Origin of the sequence: Spongiibacter tropicus DSM 19543 (assembly GCF_000420325.1) — a bacterium.
GTDB lineage: Bacteria > Pseudomonadota > Gammaproteobacteria > Pseudomonadales > Spongiibacteraceae > Spongiibacter > Spongiibacter tropicus.
Map to the genome: position 1 here is coordinate 1,532,018 of NZ_ATUS01000001.1, position 20,651 is coordinate 1,552,668.

Genomic DNA, 20,651 nt, shown 5'->3' on the forward strand with positions numbered 1-20,651 from the left:
CACAATTTCACAGCTGTGCGAAGAAGCCTGCCTACCGCCGCTGCAGGCTTGCTATACTCGCGCCAGCAACCTCACTCTTCAGCCCGGGAACACGCCATGCTGAAACAGCTTTTACGCCTGCCACTGTCCGCCAAATGTGGCTTGGTAGCCGCTCTGATCTGCGCCCTGGCAGGGCTGACGCTGCTGATTACCAGCATGACCGCAAGCAAACAGATTCTGCTGGAAACGACTCGCCTCATAGGCCAGCAGTGGACAAATCAACTGGCTTCACAGAGCCAGCAGTCGCTGCTGCGCAATGACCGCGTCAGTCTGCAGGCCATTTTGCAGGACTATATCAACAGCCCATTGATCGTCTACGGCAGCATCAAAGACAGCCGCGGCAATGCGCTGGCGGAAGCCGGCGTGCGCAGCGAACAACACCTGCACTACCAGGCGGGTGTGGCAGCCGACGGACGCCTCGGGCAGGTGGAACTGTCGCTGAGCAGCGAATTGATCGGCAATGAAATTCGCGACCTCGGCAAAACACTCCTGCTGCTCACCGCGATTCTCTGCTGCCTGAGTTATGCGCTGCTGGCCGTCCCTATGCGCAATATCGAACGCCACATCCAGCATGCGCGCCAACGACTGGCGCAACCCATGCAGGATGACGCCAGTGATTATCCCGGTGAGGACTGCCTGGGAGACTTGCTCGACGAAATTCACAATCCACAGATTCGTCTGATGCAGGCCGACGACTACCGCTACCGCGACTACGTGGTATTGCACTGCCAGTGGCAGGCCTATGACGATCTGAAACAGAAGATGAGCCCGGCACACTTTGCCGAACAGATTGATACCACCTATGCCCGCAGCGAGGCCATCGCCCGCCTCTACCATGGCGAATTAATGCTGCGTCGCCACCACGCCATTACTCTGCGGTTCTTTGAACTGGAAGACTGCGACCCGCCGTTGTTCCGGGCGCTGTGCGCCGCCGACCTGCTTCAAAAGCTGGATCGCAGCCTGAAAATTCGTCCGGGTATTGCGCGCATTTGCGAACAGGGTGCCCCCTGGCAAATTGCAGCGAAAGAGTGTGAGACGGTTGATCAGCTGCACGACATTACCGCGAGCGGGCAGGGTATCTGGCTGGATGACAACTGCCGTCATCACGAGCGACTGGATGCCTGGGTAAGCTGCCGCGGCAATCGCGTCGGCAGCCTGAAACCACCCTACGACGAGCTGCTCAACCGCCAGCACATGCAGTTGAAACAGCTCAGTCTGAGTCAGCTCAAAAACGACATGTCTTCTGAAGAAACCGAAGACGCTTAGGCGCCCGGCACTAACTCCAGTCCGTCGACTTTCTGGAAACCTCTGGGCAGTTTGTGGCCGCGGCGGCCGCGCTCACCCAGATAGTGTTCCAACTCGGACAGTTTCAGTGTCAGGTGACGCTTGCCCGACAGCACCTTAATGCTGTCTGCAGAACCCATCACCGCCATTGCCACCAGCAGTTCTTCGCGGCTGGCCGCTCGCGCCGAGGGAATTCCCAACAGCTTATTGCCCTTGCCGCGCGCCATGATCGGCAGATCGCTAGCCGGGAACACCAACATGCGGCCTTCGCTACTGATCACCACCACATAGTGCTCGTCAATGCCCCCTACGGGCACGGGCGACATCACCCTCGCCCCCTTGGGCAAACTGAGCGTCGCCTTGCCCGCTTTGTTCTTGCCGTGCAGCTCACCCAGTTTGGCGATAAAGCCATAGCCCGCATCAGAGGCCAGCAGGTAATGGCTGTCATCGGCCCCCATCAGCATGCCTTCAAAGCTTACCCCTGACGGCGGATTGATACGCCCGGTCAGCGGCTCGCCCTGCCCCCGCGCCGAGGGCAAATTATGCCCGGGTAGACTATAGCCACGACCGGTACTGTCGAGAATCAGCACCGATTGATTACTGCGTCCGCGCGCGGCCAGCTTGAAGCGATCGCCGGATTTGTAGTTCAGTGCTTCTGGGTCGATATCATGGCCCTTCGCCGCCCGAATCCACCCCATTTCAGACAACACGACGGTAATCGGTTCGGCCGCCACAATGTCTTCTTCGGCAAAGGCCCGGGCTTCGTCACGCTGCACCAGCGGCGAACGGCGATCGTCGCCGTACTCCTCGGCGGTGGCGGTCAATTCCTTGCGCAGCAGGTTCTTCATGCGGCGCGTCGAGCCCAGCGTCTGCTCCAGGTCATCGCGCTCTTTGGAAAGCTCGTCCTGCTCACCGCGAATTTTCATTTCTTCCAGTTTCGCCAAGTGGCGCAACTTCAGTTCCAGAATCGCTTCAGCCTGAATATCGCTGATACCAAAACGCGCCATCAGTACCGGCTTGGGCTTGTCCTCTTCACGAATGATGGCGATGACTTCATCAATATTGAGGAAGGCGACCAGCAGGCCATCGAGGATATGCAGTCGCTTGAGCACTTTATCCAGACGGAATTCCAGACGGCGCCGGGTAGTCTGGGTGCGAAACTCCAGCCACTCGTTGAGAATGCGATCCAGACTTTTTACCTGCGGGCGACCATCAATGCCGATCATATTCAGGTTAACCCGGTAGCTGCGCTCCAGATCGGTGGTCGCAAACAAGTGGTTCATCAGCGACTCGGCATTAACGCGATTCGAGCGCGGCACAATCACCAGCCGCGTTGGGTTTTCGTGGTCGGACTCGTCGCGTAAATCTACGACCATCGGCAGCTTCTTGGCCTGCATTTGCTGAGCGATCTGCTCCAGCACTTTGGAGCCCGAGGTCTGGTGCGGCAGCGCCGTCACCACAATATCTTCCTGTTCGCGATGCCACACGGCGCGCATTCGCAATGAACCGCGACCGGTCTCGTACATCTTGCGAATATCTTCCGGCGGCGTGATCAACTCAGCATCGGTCGGAAAATCCGGCCCTTTCACGTGCTCACACAACTCGGCAACACTCGCTTTCGGCTCATCGAGCAGTCGCAGGCAGGCACTGACCACCTCGCGAAGATTGTGTGGCGGAATATCCGTCGCCATGCCCACAGCAATGCCGGTGGTGCCATTGAGCAGAATATTGGGCACCCGTGCAGGTAGTGTCGCCGGCTCGTCCAGCGCACCGTCAAAGTTTGGCACCCAGTCCACCGTGCCCTGCCCCAGCTCGCTGAGCAGTACTTCGGCATAGTTCGTCAGTTTCGACTCGGTATATCGCATGGCGGCAAAGGACTTGGGATCATCCGGTGACCCCCAGTTCCCCTGACCGTCAATCAGCGGATAACGGTAGGAGAAATCCTGTGACATCAGCACCATGGCTTCATATACCGCGCTGTCGCCGTGGGGGTGGAACTTACCGATAACATCGCCCACGGTGCGCGCCGACTTTTTGTACTTGGCGCTGGCCTTCAGACCGAGTTCGCTCATGGCATACACAATGCGCCGCTGCACTGGCTTCAGGCCATCGGCAATATTCGGCAGCGCGCGATCGAGAATGACGTACATGGAGTAATCCAGATACGCCTTCTCGGTGTAGGACTTCAGGGGAATCTGCTCGACGCCGTCGGCACCGATCACAATATTGTCTGACATAAATACGGGTTACTCTTTCTCGATATTCACTGAGAGATGACAGATCCGCTCATACGTGTAATTACGAAGCGTTTTGCCAGGCACAGCGACCTATACTGGCTCCACATGATGCGGAGGGTTGCGACATGGCAGTATCAAAAGTAGTGACGTTATCCGATTACCGGGAAAACGCACAACAGATGCAGATCGACGACATTAGCGCACAGGCGTTCCTGTTTCTACAGGAACAGGCGCAAGAGAACAATGTTCCCATGCGAAAACTGTTGATGGAACATTTGTTGGGCATCGCCTGCGTCGTAAAAGCCGTCGAGGGCCTGGACGAAGCCCAGAACTGGCTGGCGCTGATCAGCGACGAACTGGATCAGGAACTCGCCAATTAACCGTGCCGCGCACTACTGCGCGGTCGTTTTGCGCTTACCACAGCGTTCACAGCGATATACCGTGACCAAACGCCCCTGCTTCACATCAAACTGACTGTTCTTTTCAACTTTCCACTTATGATGCCCTTCCCGACACAGACTACTCTGTGCCGTCGGCTTCCGTTTTCGCGGGCCGAATTTCACTACCTCGCCCATTTTCCACTCCGTCTTTAGTCGGCCCGGTCTTCAGCGCTATCCCGGCCGGGAATCTGGCGGTACTATACGCGCCTTGAACACGCCATCAGACAGATTATTTCAGGGGGAGCAATGCAGATCGACAAAAACAGCGTGGTTGCCTTTCACTACGAACTGCGCGACAGCAGCGGCGACGTACTCGAAAGTAACTTTGACGAAACCGCTACGCTGTATCTACACGGCGCCAACAACATTCTCCCCGGCCTGGAAAAAGCCTTTGCGGGACGGGAAGCCGGCGAAGAATTCGAAACCACGCTACCACCCGAGCAGGCCTATGGCATTGTTCAGGAAAATCAGCGTCAGCGCATCCCCGCCAAATACCTGAAACACGAAGGCAAACTGAAGCCCGGGCAAATCGTCCGCTTCAATACTGACCAGGGCATGCGCACGGCCACCGTACTGAAAATCGGGAAATTCTCTGTCGATATCGACAGCAACCACCCCTTGGCAGGCAAAACGCTCACCTTCCGTATTCGGATCGACAATGTGCGCGAAGCCACCGCCGACGAACAAGCCCACGGCCACGCCCACGGCGAAGGTGGGCACCAGCACTAATCTGGTGGAGCCCACTGCCTCAGGCTGCTGGCAATAAAGTCCAGCAGCGCCTCCCGGCCTTCAGGGCGTTGAAAGGTCTCGATATGCCCGCCATCGTAAAGAAATAATTGCTTCGGAGCTTTCGCCGCCGCATATAAACGTCGCGCATGCTCAACGCCAATCACCGCGTCCCGCTCACCGTGAATCAGCAGTAACGGTGCAGGCGAAATAGCCGGCACACTTTCGGATAAATCGTAGCCATCCGGCATCGCCCACGCAGCGGGATACTGAAAACTCCACGTCAGCCAATGCTTCGCCGCCTGTTCTTTGGCAATCCGGGCATACTCACTGAAACCGGCATCCAATACGACACCCGCGAGGTGTCGACGCCCGTCCGGTGGCAGGCCAGTCACCGCCGCCCCCATCAAACTGGCCCCCAAGCTCTGCCCTAGAGCGAACCAGGGCAGGCCCGTTTCCTTGTCCTCAAGCCAGCGCACGGCCACCTGTAAGTCGCTGACCGCCCCCGACACACTGGGATAACCGGTAGAGCGGCCGTATCCGCGATAATCCACCAGCAGCACATTGATTCCCTGCGCAGGCAACCAGTACACACTGGCCAAGTGGGTGCTGATATTTTCCGCATTGCCATGCGCGAAGATCAGAGTCGCCCGGGGAATCTCGGCGGGCAACCACCACGCGTGAAGCGTCACGCCACCCTCGCCATCTAGCACAACATCCTCGTAGGTAACTCCGACCTCCGCCGGTGTGCGCAACAGCGTCGACTGGGGATAGAACAACAGGGCTTCGCAGCCCGACAGCAAACCAACGAGCAGCACAAGGCTGAAAGCACGTAGAATGCGCATCAGAAGAAGCGCCGCCAACTGAACTCAACCCCTAGCGAATCGCCCCAGGGCTGGTCGCGATAATCAAGCTGTAGTCGCCACGCGCGATCCGCTTGATAGGCATAGTTGGCCGTCGCACTGAGCTGTTTGCGCTGACCGGCACCGGAGAAATCCATCCACCGCGCAGCCAATTCCGCCGACAACACCGCCCCCTGCCAGACTTGACCGATATTGACCATCGGCGCCAGACGCCAATCCTCTCGAAAATCACTGTTGTATTCCATGCGCACACCGGGCATGGCGTATGCAATGCCGCCAAGCCATTTTGTACTGACGCCACCGCCCGCGCTCAGTTGCGCAACAAGAGGCTGACTCGGCGCATCATCCAGTCGCTCCAGACCAAAATTCACCTGCCAGCTGATCGGTGAGAAAAATTCGTCCCGCGGCGACAGAGAGCGTATATCCATGATGGTGAACTCCTGAAGACGCAAGCCCTCGCGCTCCTGCCAGCGCAGGTTTATATCTCCCATCACTAACGTGGCACCAGGCGGATAGCCTGATTGGCTATCCAGCGCATCGTGATAGCTGATGCGATAGTTGAGATCGGCATAGGCCAGCGACGCCTGCGCCGACGCGTCCGACAGGTCACGCCACCCGGCATTCACCGCCAACAGGGAGGTACGATGTCCAAAATCCGATCGAGCAGGGGGCGTCACCGCAATATCGTCAGCGGCTTGCAAAGCCTTTGCCTGACGAAGAAGGCGCAAGCTTCGCTCTGCCACCTCCTCACTGCGAACGTCTCGATTACTCTGGTAGCGCAAGTAGCGGTAGGCAGTAAATACTATTTGCGCCTGACGACTTTGGGCTAATGCGCTATCCAGTTCATCGACTTCGCCTGCCGCCAGGCGCCTCACCCATTCCTGCTCCGACTCGCTGAGTGTCTCCAGCAGCGTCTCCAGCTCCAGTCGTTTCGAGGGGCGATATTTCACCTCGTCGACCATTTTCGCATCCACCACTGCACGCACGGTATCGACCGGCATGGCGGCATACTCGAAAGGGCTGGTGAGATCGATACCGGGGCGTGCGACTTCCAACAACTCCAGCAAACGGAAAGAACAGTTTTCGTCGAAGAAAAAATAGTCGAAGTTAATATCGCGCAATTCCCAGACATGGCGCAGAAGGCGATCCATTTCCGCCACACTCAGGTTTAGCTGATACTCCCACATATCGCGGTTTTCCAGCCGGCTGTATTCCTGAATTTTCTGGTAGTAGGGCTGCATGCTGAACAAGCCGGGATAACCGCCAAAGAGGCCCCGGTACGCATACAAAATATCGTTTTCACCAGGAGGGATATTGGCACCGAAGTTAAGCGCATAGGCAAGGAAGTCGGAGCGGCTGCGGTCTCCTCCAGGGGTAAAACGCAAAAACGTGTGGCCGTACATGGATGACGGGCTATTGAGATAGCTCGCCGCCAGCACCAGCGAGACTTGCTGAACATCCAGGGTCTCTCGCCATTCGCGGTACTCGTCACACACCGGCGCCGACGCAGGAATCAAAGAACGATCCACCAACCACTGAGCTCGAGCCGGATAGTCACAGCGTCGGAGGGGCTGGGAAATAAACTCGCGTCGCGTCGCCTGTAACTCCGCCAAAGGATCAAGGTGACCAGACGGACTCAAGAAAAAACGCGGATCATCAACGTAGCTTTGCGCGCCAGAGCGAGGGTAATGCAGCAGGGCCCGCCATTGCGGATCCTGACTGAACTTGTCGAGTTGCTTGTCGAGGCCCGCATTGGCGATTGCAGGCATCAGCACACTGAGTGCCACACTGAAAATTAGGAAACGCATGCGCCCTGTCCATGATAAAAAAACGGCCCCGCAGGGCCGTCGTCGCGCTGTTTAGTAGTTCGCGCGCATCAAGACACGTACTTAGACAGTGTCGCGTCTTGCTTCATCAAGCTGACAATTGAGCCCATCACAGCTTCTGCATCAACATTGGCTGCAGGGAACAGGCTGTCGAAATTGCTGTGCAGCGTTTGCTTGAACAGCGCACGATCTTCTTCTGCGATGCCCATTGATACCGCTACAGCCGTCAGTGCTTCACCATCACCCATGGCAACGTCTTCGGAGAACTCATCCATGATCTGTCCCAGATTCACCATGGATTTTCCGCCATAAGTCAGCGTGCCGTTGGCAGAACAACCGTTGGTGCCTGAGGTCATGCCGAAGCTGGCGTTACCGGATGTGCCATTAGTAATAGAGGCAACGAGGTGAGCGGGCAGGCCTGACTGACCAGAGAACAGCATGTTGCCCCAACCACAGTTAGGACCACCGGGAGCGACAGCGAAGCTGGCACTGGAAGCCGCCAGGAACGCCGATGCAATCAGCACTTTTTTCATAATTGTTCCTCTTGTTGTAGATTCCCTTCGCACCAAAATGGCGCTGAATCCGAGATTATCACAGCACTAAGCCTTGTCTAGCGATAATCACTGCAAATTCCGCAAGTTGAGACGCGGCGGTATTTCAGACACAAAAAACCCCGCCGTGGCGGGGTTTTCAGTACAGCTCAGCGAAGGCTTATTCTTCGCTGGTCGCCGCTTCCTCAGCATCGACTTCTTTCATCGACAGCTTGATACGGCCGCGCTGATCTACGTCCAGCACTTTGACTTTCACCTGCTGACCTTCTTTCAGGTAGTCATTGACGTTCTCGACACGCTCATCAGAAATCTGAGAGATGTGCACCAGGCCGTCTTTACCCGGCAGGATGGTCACGAAGGCACCGAAGTCAACGATGCGTGCCACAGTACCCAGATAGGTTTCACCCACCTCGGCTTCCGCGGTGATCGCCAGAATACGATCCACGGCGGCATCGCGAGACGCCGCATCAGCACCGTATACCCGCACGGTGCCATCGTCTTCGATGTCGATCTGCGCTTCAGTTTCTTCACAGATACCACGGATCGTTGCACCGCCTTTACCGATGATGTCGCGAATCTTGTCGGAGTCGACTTTCATCACGTGCATGCTCGGTGCGTTGTCGGAAACACCATCGCGAGACGCAGACAGTACCTGGTTCATCTGACCCAGGATATGCAGACGCGCTTGCTGAGCCTGCTCCAGCGCCACTTCCATAATCTTCTGGGTGATACCTTCGATCTTGATATCCATCTGCAGAGCAGTGATACCGTCGGCAGTACCGGCTACTTTAAAGTCCATGTCGCCCAGGTGGTCTTCGTCGCCGAGAATGTCGGTCAGCACCGCAAAGCGCTCACCTTCTTTAACCAGACCCATCGCGATACCGGCAACAGGCGCTTTCAGCGGTACACCGGCGTCCATCAGCGACAGACTGCCAACACAGACTGAAGCCATGGAGCTGGAACCGTTGGATTCGGTGATTTCCGATACCACACGAACGGTGTACGGGAATTCCTCAGCCGTCGGCAGTACCGCAGCCAGGCCGCGACGGGCCAAGCGACCGTGACCGATTTCGCGGCGACCGGTGCCGCCCATACGACCACACTCACCTACCGAGTAGGGAGGGAAGTTGTAGTGCAGCATGAAGTTGTCTTTGCGCTCGCCTTCCAGTGCGTCAATCAACTGCGCGTCACGGGTCGTACCCAGCGTGGCAACACCAATCGCCTGAGTTTCACCACGGGTGAACAACGCAGAGCCGTGCGCCTTGTTCAGCATGCCGACTTCAACAGAGATGGGACGCACAGTACGGCCATCGCGACCGTCGATGCGAGGCTCGCCATTCAGGATGCGCTGACGAACAATTTGTTTTTCCAGTTTGCCGAAAACGCCTTTCACATCTTCTGCATCAAACTGCGGCGCATCGCCGGAAGCCAGTTGCTCAACAGCTTGATCGCGCAGTTTACCGACTTCAGCGTAGCGCTGCATTTTATCAGTGATTCGGTAAGCATCGCCCAGACCCGCTTTGAAACCCTCGGCAACAGCGGCCATCAGGGCCGTGTCTTCGGGCTCAGGCTGCCAGTCCCAGGCGGGCTTGGCGGCTTCGGCGGCCAGCTCGTTGATCACCTTGATCGCGGCCTGCATTTCCTGATGCGCGTACAGCACGGCACCCAGCATCTGGTCTTCGGTCAGCTCTTGCGCCTCTGACTCAACCATCAGAACCGCGTCTTGAGTCCCTGCAACCACCATGTCCAGCAAGCTGCCTTTGAGCTGGCTGTAAGTCGGGTTCAGCAGGTAACCGTCTTCAGCAGTGAAGCCAACACGGGCAGCACCAATAGGACCGGAGAAAGGGATACCCGAAACGGCCAGGGCCGCGGAGGTACCAATCAGTGCGGCAATATCCGGATCGACATCTTTCTCGGAAGACATGACCGTACAGACGACCTGCACTTCGTTTTTGAAGCCATTGGGAAACAGCGGACGAATCGGACGGTCGATCAGACGTGAGGTCAGCGTTTCTTTCTCTGACGGGCGACCTTCACGCTTGAAGAAACCACCTGGGATTTTGCCCACCGCATAGCTGCGCTCTTGGTAGTGCACAGACAGCGGGAAAAAGTCCTGGCCAGGCTTGGCGGATTTGGCGGCAACCACGGTACACAACACTTGTGTTTTGTCCATGGTGACCAGAACTGCGCCGGTCGCCTGTCGGGCGATGCGGCCAGTCTCCAGAGTGACGGTGTGACCGCCCCACTGGAAGGTTTTTGAAACGGGATTCACAGATTATTACCTCCCTAAAAAGGGGTTACAAAAGTATGAGGGGGCCGTCGGCCCCCTCAGTTATTCTTCTTTTAGCGACGCAGACCCAAACTTTTGATCAGCTTGCTGTAACGCTCCTGATCTTTGCGCTTCAGGTAATCCAGAAGCTTGCGGCGCTGGTTAACCATACGGATCAGACCACGGCGAGAATGGTGGTCTTTCTTGTGGCCTTCAAAGTGGCCTTGCAGCTTGTTGATGTTAACGGTCAACAGTGCAACTTGAACTTCCGGAGAACCGGTATCGCCTTCGGCAGTTTGATACTCTTTTACAACTTCAGCTTTTTCAGCAGCAGACAGTGCCATGGGTATTTCCTCTCTGATATGCGTGAATAAACGAGCCTGACCGTGCATATCTACAGACAGGTTCGGAAGGACTTCCCTTCAGATACAGTTCCGGTTTGGGCTAGGCCGACAAACCAGCGGCGTATTATCACATATTTGCCAGCAAACGACGAGGCGTAACACGCCCATCATCCAATATTTCCCCGATTCCCATAAACTGTGGCTGAGCATCGCCACCCCGGTAGAGTCGTAACAAGGGCCCTTCGGGCAATTTCGGCACGAATACCGCCTGCCCCTGCACGAGGAAATCGGCTGTCGTATCACTCAGCGATACCGCCGGAATATGCTGCAGCGCTGAGTCCAGCGGCAGCAGCAGGGTGTCCAGCTCGTCAAATGCCTCGCGATCTCGCAGCGGCTGAAGCTGCTCGAAGCTCAACGCCTGAGATTCTTCAAACGGCCCTGCCTGCAGTCGACGCAGCGCCGCAACGTAGCCGCCGAGCCCCAGCGCTTCGCCAATATCCTCCGCCAACGAGCGGATATAGGTTCCCTTGCTGCAATGCACCAGCAAACTGACTTCGGCGCGCTCCCCCGGCACAAAGCTTTCCAGCTCCAGGCGACTGATCGTCACCGGTCGGGCTTCACGCTCGACTTCAAGCCCTCGGCGCGCCAGCTCGTAGAGCGGTTTACCATCTCGCTTGAGTGCCGAATGCATCGGCGGCACTTGCAAAATATCGCCGCGAAACTGCGACAGCACGGCTTCAACCGCCTCTCGCGTCAGGGCCGAGGCATCCGCCTCGGCAATGATCTCGCCTTCGGCATCACCGGTACTGCGGCGCTCACCAACAATCACCGTGGTGCGATACACCTTGTCGGCGTCCAGCAGGTATTGGGAGAATTTGGTGGCTTCGCCAAAGCAGATAGGCAACACACCACTGGCCAGGGGATCGAGCGCACCGGTGTGCCCCGCCTTGGCCGCTTTATAGATCGCTCTCGCCACAATCATGGCAGAGTTCGAACTGCGCTCCAGGGGCTTATCAAGAACCAGAATGCCGCTGACCGCGCGACCTTTGCGACGACGCCCCAAGTTCAGGCCTCGTCGTCGTTGTCGGCCTGGCGGCTGCGATCAGAATCCACCGCTTTTTGAATCAGTGCACTCAGGCGCTGACCGCGGTCGATAGAGGAGTCAAAGTAGAAACGGAGCTGTGGCGTTGTACGCGCGTTATTAATTCGCGCCACCTGACTGCGAAGGAAACCAGCGGCCTTATTCAGCGCGGCCAACGATTCCTCAGCCTCCTGAGCGGTGTTTTTACCCATCACCGTGACATACACCTTGGCATGACTGAGGTCGCGACTGACTTCAGCGTCGGTCACACTCACCATGCCAATGCGCGGGTCCCGAAGCTCAAGCTGGATCAACGTCCCCAGCTCCCGCTTCAGGAAGTCGGCGATGCGGGCCGTGCGGCTGAATTCTTTCATTGGCAACGGCCTCGCGACAGGGCAGTTTTACAGGCTGCGGGCAATTTCTTTCACCTCAAACACCTCGATCTTGTCACCGGGGCGCACATCCTTATAGTTCTTCACACCAATACCACACTCAAGACCCGCCTTCACTTCATTGGCGTCATCTTTGAAGCGGCGCAGCGATTCCAGCTCGCCTTCATAGATCACCACGTCATCGCGCAGAACGCGAATCGGCTTGCTGCGATACACCGTGCCTTCGACCACCATACAGCCGGCGATATCGCCAAACTTGGGCGAACGGAAGACGTCGCGCACTTCGGCAATACCCACGATCTCTTCGCGCATTTCGGGGCTGAGCATACCGCTAAGCGCCGACTTCACGTCATCAATCAGGTCATAGATAACACTGTAGTAGCGCAGATCAATGCCTTCGTTTTCAGCCAGCTTGCGCGCACCGCCGTCGGCACGAACGTTAAAACCGAACATGACCGACTCAGACGTCATCGCCAGATTCACATCCGACTCAGTGATACCGCCAACACCGCCAGAGACGATATTTACGTTCACTTCCTCGTTACCCAAATCCAGCAGCGACGCTTGAATGGCTTCCAGTGAACCGCGAACATCCGCTTTCAGAACCACGTTCAGGGTCTTGCGATCACCGGCTTCCATACTCTCGAACATGCGGTCGAGCTTGGCAGCCTGCTGACGCTTGATGCGCTGTTCGCGCTCACGCAACTGACGGAAATCAGCCACTTCGCGAGCGCGCTTGTCATTTTCGACCACGACAAAGCCATCACCGGCTTCGGGCGTACCATCCAAACCGAGAATCTCTACTGGAATAGACGGACCGGCTGATTTCACCGGCTGGCCATTTTCATCCAGCATGGCGCGCACGCGACCATAGCACTGGCCGGCCAGCACAATGTCACCCTGTTTGAGCGTGCCTTGCTGAACCAGTACCGATGCTACTGCACCGCGACCTTTATCGAGGCGCGATTCAATAACCATACCCTGAGCCGGCACATCGTCGGCCGCCTTCAATTCCAGCAGCTCGGCTTGCAGCAGTACAGCATCGAGCAGCGCGTCGATACCTTCTCCGCTATGTGCAGAGACATAGCAGAACTGAGTATCACCGCCCCATTCCTCAGAAATGACTTCTTTCTGAGACAGCTCGTTCTTCACGCGCTCAGGGTCGGCGCCCTCCTTATCCATTTTGTTCACCGCCACAACCAGCGGTACTTCCGCAGCTCGGGCGTGAACAATCGCTTCCTCGGTCTGCGGCATCACACCGTCGTCCGCCGCAACTACCAGGATAACGATATCGGTACTCTTTGCACCGCGAGCACGCATGGCGGTAAACGCCGCGTGTCCGGGCGTATCGAGGAAGGTAATCATGCCGTGACCAGTTTCTACATGGTAGGCACCGATATGCTGGGTAATCCCCCCGGCTTCGCCGCTGGCAACTTTCGCTTTACGGATATAATCCAGCAGCGAGGTTTTACCATGGTCGACGTGCCCCATTACTGTTACCACAGGCGCACGCGACTTGAGCGTACCTTCGCCAGTTTTAGCAACCAGCGTTTCTTCCAGAGCCTCTTCCAGCGCATCGTCGGAAATCAGCTTGACCTTGTGGCCCATTTCCTCGACCACCAGCTGCGAGGTCTCCTGATCCAAGGGCTGGTTGATGGTAACCATCATGCCCAGTTTCATGAGCTCTTTGATCACCTCAGCAGCTTTCACTTTCATTTGCTGAGCCAGCTCACCCGCTGTGCTGGTTTCCCCGATAGAGACTTCGTAAACAATCTTCTCTGTCGGCGTTTGGAAACCATGACGCTGCTGATCTTCGGGCAGCTTCAGGGTCTTCTTCTTGCGGCGTCCGCCACTTGAATCGCCATCAAAGTCGTCGCGACGGCCACGGCCTTTTTTACCTTTCTTGCCACGACCACGATCATCGTCGTCGTTGCTCGGCGCGGCACGCAAATGACGTGGCCCCGCTGCCTTCTTGTTTTCTTCAGCCTGACGCTCTTTCTTACGGCGCTCACGCTCTTCTTCTTCACGTTTTTTCTCAGCCAGCACCGCTGCACGGCGCTCGCGCTCACGCTCTTCTTCTTCTTTACGGCGAAGAATCGCACGCTGACGAAGAACCTCAGGATCGAGATCGCGCGGATCATCCTCCTCGGCAGCTGACGCAGCACTGGGCTCCTCTTCAGCTACGGCTTCAGGCTCAGGCTCCACTTCAACCTCAGGCGCTTCCGCGATGGCTTCTTCTGGCTCGGCCTCTACCTCTGGTTCAACGACGGGTTCAGGGGTTGCTTCAGGCTCGGGAGCTTCTTCAACAACAGGCTCACTGGCCGGGGCCGGCTCCTCTGCTCGCACGTCCTCAACTACGGCCGCTGGCTCCGCACTTACCTCTGGCTCAGCCTCCACAACCGCTTCAGCCGTGTCTGCCTCGGCGGCCTTACGCGCCACTTCCTCAGCCTCGGCTTCCGCCGCCAGCTCTGCAGGGTCACGTTTGACGTAAGTGCGCTTTTTACGAACTTCGATATTGACGGTTTTCTTGCCGGAACCCGACCCGGTCTTCAGGGTGCTGATGGTTTTACGCTTCAGCGTGATCTTGCGTGGCCCCTCGGTGGATTCACCGTGGCTGCGCTTAAGAAAGGTGAGCAGGGTTTGCTTGTCTTCGTCGGACACCACTTCGTCCGCCGAACTGTGCGACAAACCGGCTTCTTTCATTTGCCTGAGCAGACGCTCCACAGGTGCGCCAACAACTTCGGCGAGCTGGCTCACGGTAACTTCAGCCATTCATTATCTCCCTAAACTGTACGACTCGCTTAGCTTGCTGATTCGTCTTCGTCGGCAAACCAGGGGGCACGGGCAGTCATAATCAATTCAGCAGCCCGCTCTTCAGTCATATCATCAATATCGAGAAGATCTTCTACAGCCTGCTCGGCCAGATCTTCCATTGTTACGATGCCGCGGCTCGCCAACACAAAGGCGAGATGCTTTTCCATGCCATCCATATTCAGCAGGTCATCAGCTGGCTCAGTCGCATCGAGTTGTTCTTCACTGGCAATGGCCTGGGTCAACAGGGCATCTTTGGCACGAGCTCGCAGCTCCTGCGCGATATCCTCATCAAAGCCTTCGATATCCATCATCTCTTCCAGCGGCACGTAGGCCACCTCTTCGAGAGTGGTGAAACCTTCTTCAACCAGCACCACAGCGACTTCTTCATCGATGTCCAGCGCTTCCATGAAGGACTCAATGATTTGCCCCGACTCCTGTTCGTGCTTGGCAGACATATCCTCAATGCTCATCACATTGATGGTCCAACCTGTCAACTCACTGGCAAGGCGGACGTTCTGACCTGCACGGCCAATCGCCTGCGCCAGATTGTCTTCGGCAACGCCGACATCCATCGTGTGCGTGTCTTCATCCACAACAATCGACTCGACCTCGGCGGGCGCCATGGCATTGATAACGAGCTGGGCCGGGTTGTCATCCCAAAGAATAATATCTACCCGCTCATTACCGAGCTCACCGGAAACTGCCTGAACACGAGAGCCGCGCATACCCACACAGGCACCAACGGGATCAATCCGGCCATCATTGGTTTTCACTGCGATCTTCGCGCGCGAACCCGGATCACGGGCCGCTGCGCGAATTTCAATCACGTCTTCAGAAACTTCCGGCACTTCAATTTTGAACAGTTCGATCAGCATTTCCGGGCAGGCGCGACTGAGGAACAGCTGCGGGCCTCGAGCTTCCGGACGCACATCTTGCAGAATGGCGCGTACGCGATCGTTGATACGGAAGACTTCGCGACCGACCAGCTCCTCGCGCGGCAGCAGTGCCTCCGCGTTGTTGCCAAGATCTACAATAATACTGTCACGGGTCACTTTCTTTACGGTGCCATTAATCAGCTCGCCGACGCGGTCAGCGTACTCATCCACCACTTGCGCGCGCTCAGCTTCGCGCACTTTCTGCACGATAACCTGCTTGGCAGTTTGCGCGGCAATACGACCGAAGCCTACGTTCTCGACCTGCTCCTCATACACATCACCGGCCTTCAGACTGGTATCGTGTTCGTGAGCTTCTTCCAGGGTGAATTGAGTACCGAGCAGCGCCATTTCATCATCGGGCATAACTTCCCAACGACGGAATGTATCGTAATCACCCGTGCGGCGATCAATCACCACTCGAATGTCCGAGTCTTCCTCGTAGCGCTTTTTCGTTGCAGTCGCCAGGGCCTGTTCTATGGCCTCAAAGATGATGTCTTTCGACACCCCCTTCTCATTGGATACTGCCTCAACCACCAGCAATATTTCTTTGCTCATCGTCCGCCTCTGTTCCGTAGCCGGCTGTTATGGTTAATCGTGCTTAAAAGCTGGGCACGACCTGTGCTTTGTCAATTTGCTCAAAGGGGAGCAGGTACTCATGCCCATCGAGCTGCAATACCACCTCATCACCTTCAATCGCCACCAGGCGACCTTGGTATTTGCGACGCCCCTCGAAGGCGACGCGCAGGCGGATATTAATGTCACTGCCGATATAACGGCGATACTGCTCCAGGTGGTACAGCGGGCGATCCATTCCCGGTGAAGACACTTCCAGGGTGTATTCCCCGGTAATCGGGTCTTCAACATCAAGAACCCCACTGACCTGATGACTGACTTTGGCGCAGTCATCAACCGACACGCCCTTTTCAGCATCGATGTAAATTCGCAGCAGGCTCTGCCGCGCGTGAGACTGATACTCCACGCCCCACAGCTCGAAACCCAGCGCTTCAACGCCGGGCCGCAGCAGTTCTTCCAGTTTGTCGCGCTGTGCTGACAAGATTCACTACCCACCAATAAAAAATGGGCCCGAGGCCCACTAACGAAAATCCCTGTCGATCACCGCCACGCATGGCGACAATACGAAAAAGCCCCTGTGCAAGGGGCTTTTAAAAAATCTGCGTAAAAAGCAATGTCGCCCTGCACTCGAGACCGGCAAAAACCGCATCGAGCCGACCTGCTCAAAGGAGGCGAAATTATAGACAGGCACCACGCACAGGTCAAGGCAGCACGCATATAACCGCAACAATATCAGCTTCAAAAACCCCCAACAAAAAAGGCAGCCGCTTGGCTGCCTTTCATCAGTTGGTGCCGAAGGCGGGACTTGAACCCGCACGAGCTATGCTCACTACCCCCTCAAGATAGCGTGTCTACCAATTCCACCACTTCGGCGTATCTGTTACTTACTGCGACTCCGACGGCATGTCACCGACGGCCGGCATATCTGCATCCGCTGCCGGAATCTCCGCATTGGGAACCGGTGCCACATCGCGACTTTCTTCAAGCACCGGCACATCGATGATATCTTCATCGACAACACTGCGCTGCTTGGCCACATAGGCCAATGACAGGCTGGTCAAGAAAAACACGGTCGCCAGGATGGCTGTCGCGCGGGTCAGCACATTACCACTACCATCGCTACCAAACAACGTTTGCGACGCACCCGCACCAAAAGAAGCACCCATATCGGCACCCTTGCCCTGTTGCACCAGAATCAGACCAATAATGGCCAGTGCAGCAAGGACGTGTACAACAAGAATAATCTGTTCCATTTACTCCGCCGCTCGGCATATTGCGGAAAATTCTTGCGCATCCAGCGATGCGCCACCAACCAGACCACCATCGATATCGGCCTGACTAAACAATTCAGCAGCATTTGCCGCCTTTACACTGCCGCCGTACAAAATACGAACTCCGGCCGCCAGCTTTTCACTGTAGCCAGCTATCCGCTGGCGAATATACGCATGGACATCCTGCGCTTGCTCAGGACTGGCCGTCTTGCCAGTTCCAATCGCCCAGACCGGCTCATAGGCAACAACCAGTGACGAAAGCTCACCGACCGCTACAGTTTGCATAACTGCATCTAACTGCTCAGCAACAACGTCCAGCGTCCGCCCGGCTTCTCGCTCTTCGTCGGTTTCACCCACACAAAGAATCGGCACGACACCCGCATTGAGGCAGCGCTGCACTTTAACGGCCACAACAGCACTGCTTTCACCGTACAGAGCCCGGCGCTCCGAATGCCCAACAATGGCATAGCGACAACCGACATCCGCCAGCATTTCCGCTGACACCTCTCCAGTGAAGGCACCTTGCGCCGCCTGATCACAGACATTCTGCGCACCTACGGCAACCGGACTGCCACTCAAGGCCACCAGGGCATCGGCGACATAAAGAGAAGGAGGAAACACCGCCACATCTGTGCCAGGTTCCGCGGGCAGTTCAGCCTTCAAGGAGGCCAGCAGGTTCTGGATCGCCGCACGACTGCCGTGCATTTTCCAGTTTCCCGCTACCAGTTTGCTCCGCATACCCCATCCCTTAGCGCAAAATGGGCGCCAATCTTACATAAACTCATGAGCACATACAACAATCACTGCGCCCGACTCTCTACACAGGCTGCAAGCTGCTCACACAGCGATTGCACCTGCTGACCATCGCGCCCCTCAACCATCACCCTAATGAGCGGCTCGGTCCCGGATGCGCGGAGCAGAACGCGACCGGCATCACCCAACTCGGCCTCAACCCGGGCAACCTCGCGCCGTAAAACCTCATCCGCCAGATCGAACGCCGATGCCGTGCGCACATTAATCATCACCTGCGGCAACATGGACAACGGGGCTCGCAAGGACGCCAGCGATGCCTGTTGAGTACGCATTGCCCTCAACACCTGCAACGCCGCCACAATGCCATCACCGGTGGTACTGACATCAGAGCAAATAATATGCCCGGAGTTTTCCCCTCCCAGCGAGTACCCCTGAGTCGTCATTAATTCTTTCACATAGCGGTCGCCCACTTTGGCGCGCACAAAGGGAATCGACAATTCGCGCAGGGCCAACTCCAAGCCAAGATTGGACATCAGCGTGCCGACCACCCCCGCACACGCGCCATCGCGGCGCCGCTGTTCCGCCGCGATGATGTACAGCAACTCGTCACCATCGACCAGTTCGCCATTAACATCGACAAACAGCACTCGATCCCCGTCGCCGTCAAAAGCAATACCCAGGTCAGCTCCTTCGGAGACCACCCGCTGACAGAGCGCGCCGGGATGCGTGGACCCCACCTCGGCATTGATATTCAAGCCATCTGGCCCCGCCCCCATCACCACAACGTCGGCCCCCAACTCGGCAAACACCGACGGCGCAACGTGGTAGGTGGCACCGTGAGCGCAATCGAGCACAATCTTCAAGCCATCCAACGACAGCTCGGTACCAAATGTGGATTTGCAATATTCGATGTAACGCCCTGCCGCATCATCGATGCGTTTTACCTTGCCCAGCGCCGCCGATTCCACCGTCGACATTGGCTGATCCATGGCCGCCTCAATCGCCAGCTCTATCTCATCCGGCAACTTACTGCCCTCGGCGGAGAAAAACTTGATGCCATTGTCATAGTAGGGATTGTGACTGGCACTGATCACGATGCCGGCACGCGCCTTGAAGGTTCGGGTCAGATACGCAATGGCCGGCGTCGGCATCGGCCCCAACAGGCGCACATCCACCCCCGCCGCAACCAGCCCGGCCTCCAGAGCCGACTCGAACATATAGCCGGAAATTCGTGTGTCTTTGCCAATGAGCACACGCCCGCGACCTTCCCGGGCGAACACCTGACCGACTGCCCAGCCCAGCTTGAGCACGAATTCCGGCGTAATCGGAAACTCCCCGACTCGACCACGCACCCCGTCGGTGCCAAAGTATTTTCTTGTCATTGTTGTTGTCCCATCACCGCCGACGCTATAGCGAGAGCATCGACTGTCTCCGCGACGTCATGAACACGGAGAATTGTGGCGCCACGCTCTGCGGCCAACGCCGCCAGCACGATACTGCCCGGCATACGTTGCGCAACCTCGCGACCGGTGATGGCGCCTACCATCGTTTTGCGTGATACACCGACCAACAGCGGATACCCCAGGTCTTTCAACGCAGGCAAGGCACGAAACAGCGTGAGGTTATGTTCGAGACTTTTCCCGAAACCAAACCCCGGGTCCAGCACAATGCGATCCTGAGTGATGCCCGCCGCCAAACACGCCGCCACACGCGCCTCAAGAAATTCGATCACCTCAGCAACCACGTCGTCATAATGCGGCTGGCGCTGCATTACCTGAGGCTCGCCATTCATATGCATCACGCAAACGGGAAGACCGCTCTCTGCCACCGCCTGCATAGCACCCTCGCGACTCAGCGAGCGCACATCATTGATCAAGCCTGCCCCCGCTCGCGCAGACTCCCGAATTACCGACGCCGAACTGGTATCCACAGAAATGATCGTTTCAAAGCGCTCCGCAATCGCGCTTACAACCGGCACAACACGTTCTAACTCTTCTGACTCAGATACCGCATCGGCACCGGGGCGCGTCGACTCACCGCCCACATCAATCAACTGCGCCCCAGACTGAATCGCGCGCTCAACCTGTGCCAGTACAGCGTCGACGGCTATACGCCCATCGCGAACAAACCGGCCGCCGTCGGAAAAAGAGTCCGGCGTGACATTGATCACGGCCATCACGCTCGGTCTGGAGAGGTCTAAAATGCGATCGCCACAGCGAAGCTGTGGCGACATAGCGGGAATGGTGCTCATGG

General features: G+C 57.0%; 18 protein-coding genes and 1 tRNA gene. 3 read left to right on the plus strand and 16 right to left on the minus strand.

Translation table 11 applies throughout. The features are described 5' to 3' along the window. Positions 1-96 precede the first annotated feature (96 nt). Complete coding sequence (locus G411_RS0107185; RefSeq protein WP_022958505.1) at positions 97-1,305, plus strand: hypothetical protein; 1,209 nt, start codon at positions 97-99, stop codon at positions 1,303-1,305. Here the strand turns inward: G411_RS0107185 and parC are convergent. Continuing rightward, positions 1,302-3,560, minus strand: a complete 2,259-nt coding sequence (parC, locus tag G411_RS0107190) for a DNA topoisomerase IV subunit A (protein WP_022958506.1) — start codon at positions 3,558-3,560, stop codon at positions 1,302-1,304. The two genes, G411_RS0107185 and parC, sit on opposite strands and share 4 nt — an antisense overlap. Before the next feature lie 125 nt (positions 3,561-3,685). On the opposite strand from parC, the gene G411_RS0107195 reads away from it, so the two are divergent. Beyond that, a complete protein-coding gene (locus G411_RS0107195; RefSeq protein WP_022958507.1) occupies positions 3,686-3,940 on the plus strand; it encodes a hypothetical protein in 255 nt (84 codons plus the stop codon). Between the two features lie 306 nt (positions 3,941-4,246). Further along, positions 4,247-4,729, plus strand: coding sequence for an FKBP-type peptidyl-prolyl cis-trans isomerase (locus tag G411_RS0107205; RefSeq protein ID WP_022958509.1), 483 nt, complete (start codon positions 4,247-4,249; stop codon positions 4,727-4,729). Here G411_RS0107205 and G411_RS19670 read toward each other — a convergent pair. From G411_RS19670 to folP, 15 genes are all read right to left on the minus strand, one after another. After that, the gene (locus G411_RS19670; protein WP_022958510.1) at positions 4,726-5,571 is read right to left on the minus strand and encodes an alpha/beta hydrolase; all 846 of its coding nucleotides are present in this window, start codon (positions 5,569-5,571) and stop codon (positions 4,726-4,728) included. The two genes, G411_RS0107205 and G411_RS19670, sit on opposite strands and share 4 nt — an antisense overlap. Then, entirely contained in the window at positions 5,571-7,397 is a 1,827-nt protein-coding gene (locus tag G411_RS19675; protein WP_022958511.1) for an Lnb N-terminal periplasmic domain-containing protein, read from the minus strand. Before G411_RS19675 ends, G411_RS19670 begins: the two co-directional genes overlap by 1 nt. A 68-nt stretch (positions 7,398-7,465) precedes the next feature. Continuing rightward, positions 7,466-7,948, minus strand: coding sequence for a DUF3015 domain-containing protein (locus G411_RS0107220; protein WP_022958512.1), 483 nt, complete (start codon positions 7,946-7,948; stop codon positions 7,466-7,468). 178 nt (positions 7,949-8,126) lie between these two features. Further along, the gene (gene pnp, locus G411_RS0107225) at positions 8,127-10,238 is read right to left on the minus strand and encodes a polyribonucleotide nucleotidyltransferase (RefSeq protein ID WP_022958513.1); all 2,112 of its coding nucleotides are present in this window, start codon (positions 10,236-10,238) and stop codon (positions 8,127-8,129) included. 71 nt (positions 10,239-10,309) lie between these two features. Next, entirely contained in the window at positions 10,310-10,579 is a 270-nt protein-coding gene (gene rpsO, locus G411_RS0107230) for a 30S ribosomal protein S15 (RefSeq protein ID WP_022958514.1), read from the minus strand. 127 nt (positions 10,580-10,706) lie between these two features. Continuing rightward, on the minus strand, positions 10,707-11,642 hold the full coding sequence (gene truB / locus G411_RS0107235; protein ID WP_022958515.1) for a tRNA pseudouridine(55) synthase TruB: 936 nt from the start codon (positions 11,640-11,642) through the stop codon (positions 10,707-10,709). A 2-nt stretch (positions 11,643-11,644) separates the two neighbouring features. Beyond that, the gene (gene rbfA, locus G411_RS0107240; RefSeq protein WP_022958516.1) at positions 11,645-12,034 is read right to left on the minus strand and encodes a 30S ribosome-binding factor RbfA; all 390 of its coding nucleotides are present in this window, start codon (positions 12,032-12,034) and stop codon (positions 11,645-11,647) included. 27 nt (positions 12,035-12,061) lie between these two features. Next, complete coding sequence (infB, locus tag G411_RS0107245) at positions 12,062-14,824, minus strand: translation initiation factor IF-2 (protein WP_022958517.1); 2,763 nt, start codon at positions 14,822-14,824, stop codon at positions 12,062-12,064. Positions 14,825-14,853: 29 nt separating this feature from the next. After that, entirely contained in the window at positions 14,854-16,356 is a 1,503-nt protein-coding gene (gene nusA / locus G411_RS0107250) for a transcription termination factor NusA (protein ID WP_022958518.1), read from the minus strand. Between the two features lie 43 nt (positions 16,357-16,399). Beyond that, entirely contained in the window at positions 16,400-16,855 is a 456-nt protein-coding gene (gene rimP / locus G411_RS0107255) for a ribosome maturation factor RimP (RefSeq protein WP_022958519.1), read from the minus strand. Positions 16,856-17,161: 306 nt separating this feature from the next. Then, positions 17,162-17,247: transfer RNA gene (locus tag G411_RS0107260), tRNA-Leu, on the minus strand. Between the two features lie 11 nt (positions 17,248-17,258). Then, a complete protein-coding gene (gene secG, locus G411_RS0107265) occupies positions 17,259-17,627 on the minus strand; it encodes a preprotein translocase subunit SecG (RefSeq protein ID WP_022958520.1) in 369 nt (122 codons plus the stop codon). Continuing rightward, positions 17,628-18,383: a triose-phosphate isomerase gene (gene tpiA / locus G411_RS0107270; protein WP_028968234.1), complete on the minus strand. Its 756-nt coding sequence runs from the start codon at positions 18,381-18,383 to the stop codon at positions 17,628-17,630. 62 nt (positions 18,384-18,445) lie between these two features. Next, on the minus strand, positions 18,446-19,780 hold the full coding sequence (glmM, locus tag G411_RS0107275; protein ID WP_022958522.1) for a phosphoglucosamine mutase: 1,335 nt from the start codon (positions 19,778-19,780) through the stop codon (positions 18,446-18,448). Then, positions 19,777-20,649: a dihydropteroate synthase gene (gene folP / locus G411_RS0107280; RefSeq protein ID WP_084495352.1), complete on the minus strand. Its 873-nt coding sequence runs from the start codon at positions 20,647-20,649 to the stop codon at positions 19,777-19,779. The genes glmM and folP overlap by 4 nt, the downstream gene beginning before the upstream one ends. Positions 20,650-20,651 lie beyond the last annotated feature (2 nt).

What these genes read in the sequence shown, in the direction of transcription:
- glmM (WP_022958522.1), bottom strand. Translation starts at nt 19,780, where the DNA reads ATGACAAGAAAATACTTTGGCACCGACGGGGTGCGTGGTCGAGTCGGG.
- G411_RS0107205 (WP_022958509.1), top strand. Translation starts at nt 4,247, where the DNA reads ATGCAGATCGACAAAAACAGCGTGGTTGCCTTTCACTACGAACTGCGC.
- G411_RS0107185 (WP_022958505.1), top strand. Translation starts at nt 97, where the DNA reads ATGCTGAAACAGCTTTTACGCCTGCCACTGTCCGCCAAATGTGGCTTG.
- G411_RS0107220 (WP_022958512.1), bottom strand. Translation starts at nt 7,948, where the DNA reads ATGAAAAAAGTGCTGATTGCATCGGCGTTCCTGGCGGCTTCCAGTGCC.
- G411_RS19675 (WP_022958511.1), bottom strand. Translation starts at nt 7,397, where the DNA reads ATGCGTTTCCTAATTTTCAGTGTGGCACTCAGTGTGCTGATGCCTGCA.
- infB (WP_022958517.1), bottom strand. Translation starts at nt 14,824, where the DNA reads ATGGCTGAAGTTACCGTGAGCCAGCTCGCCGAAGTTGTTGGCGCACCT.
- tpiA (WP_028968234.1), bottom strand. Translation starts at nt 18,383, where the DNA reads ATGCGGAGCAAACTGGTAGCGGGAAACTGGAAAATGCACGGCAGTCGT.
- parC (WP_022958506.1), bottom strand. Translation starts at nt 3,560, where the DNA reads ATGTCAGACAATATTGTGATCGGTGCCGACGGCGTCGAGCAGATTCCC.
- secG (WP_022958520.1), bottom strand. Translation starts at nt 17,627, where the DNA reads ATGGAACAGATTATTCTTGTTGTACACGTCCTTGCTGCACTGGCCATT.
- G411_RS0107195 (WP_022958507.1), top strand. Translation starts at nt 3,686, where the DNA reads ATGGCAGTATCAAAAGTAGTGACGTTATCCGATTACCGGGAAAACGCA.
- nusA (WP_022958518.1), bottom strand. Translation starts at nt 16,356, where the DNA reads ATGAGCAAAGAAATATTGCTGGTGGTTGAGGCAGTATCCAATGAGAAG.
- rpsO (WP_022958514.1), bottom strand. Translation starts at nt 10,579, where the DNA reads ATGGCACTGTCTGCTGCTGAAAAAGCTGAAGTTGTAAAAGAGTATCAA.
- rbfA (WP_022958516.1), bottom strand. Translation starts at nt 12,034, where the DNA reads ATGAAAGAATTCAGCCGCACGGCCCGCATCGCCGACTTCCTGAAGCGG.
- G411_RS19670 (WP_022958510.1), bottom strand. Translation starts at nt 5,571, where the DNA reads ATGCGCATTCTACGTGCTTTCAGCCTTGTGCTGCTCGTTGGTTTGCTG.
- folP (WP_084495352.1), bottom strand. Translation starts at nt 20,649, where the DNA reads ATGAGCACCATTCCCGCTATGTCGCCACAGCTTCGCTGTGGCGATCGC.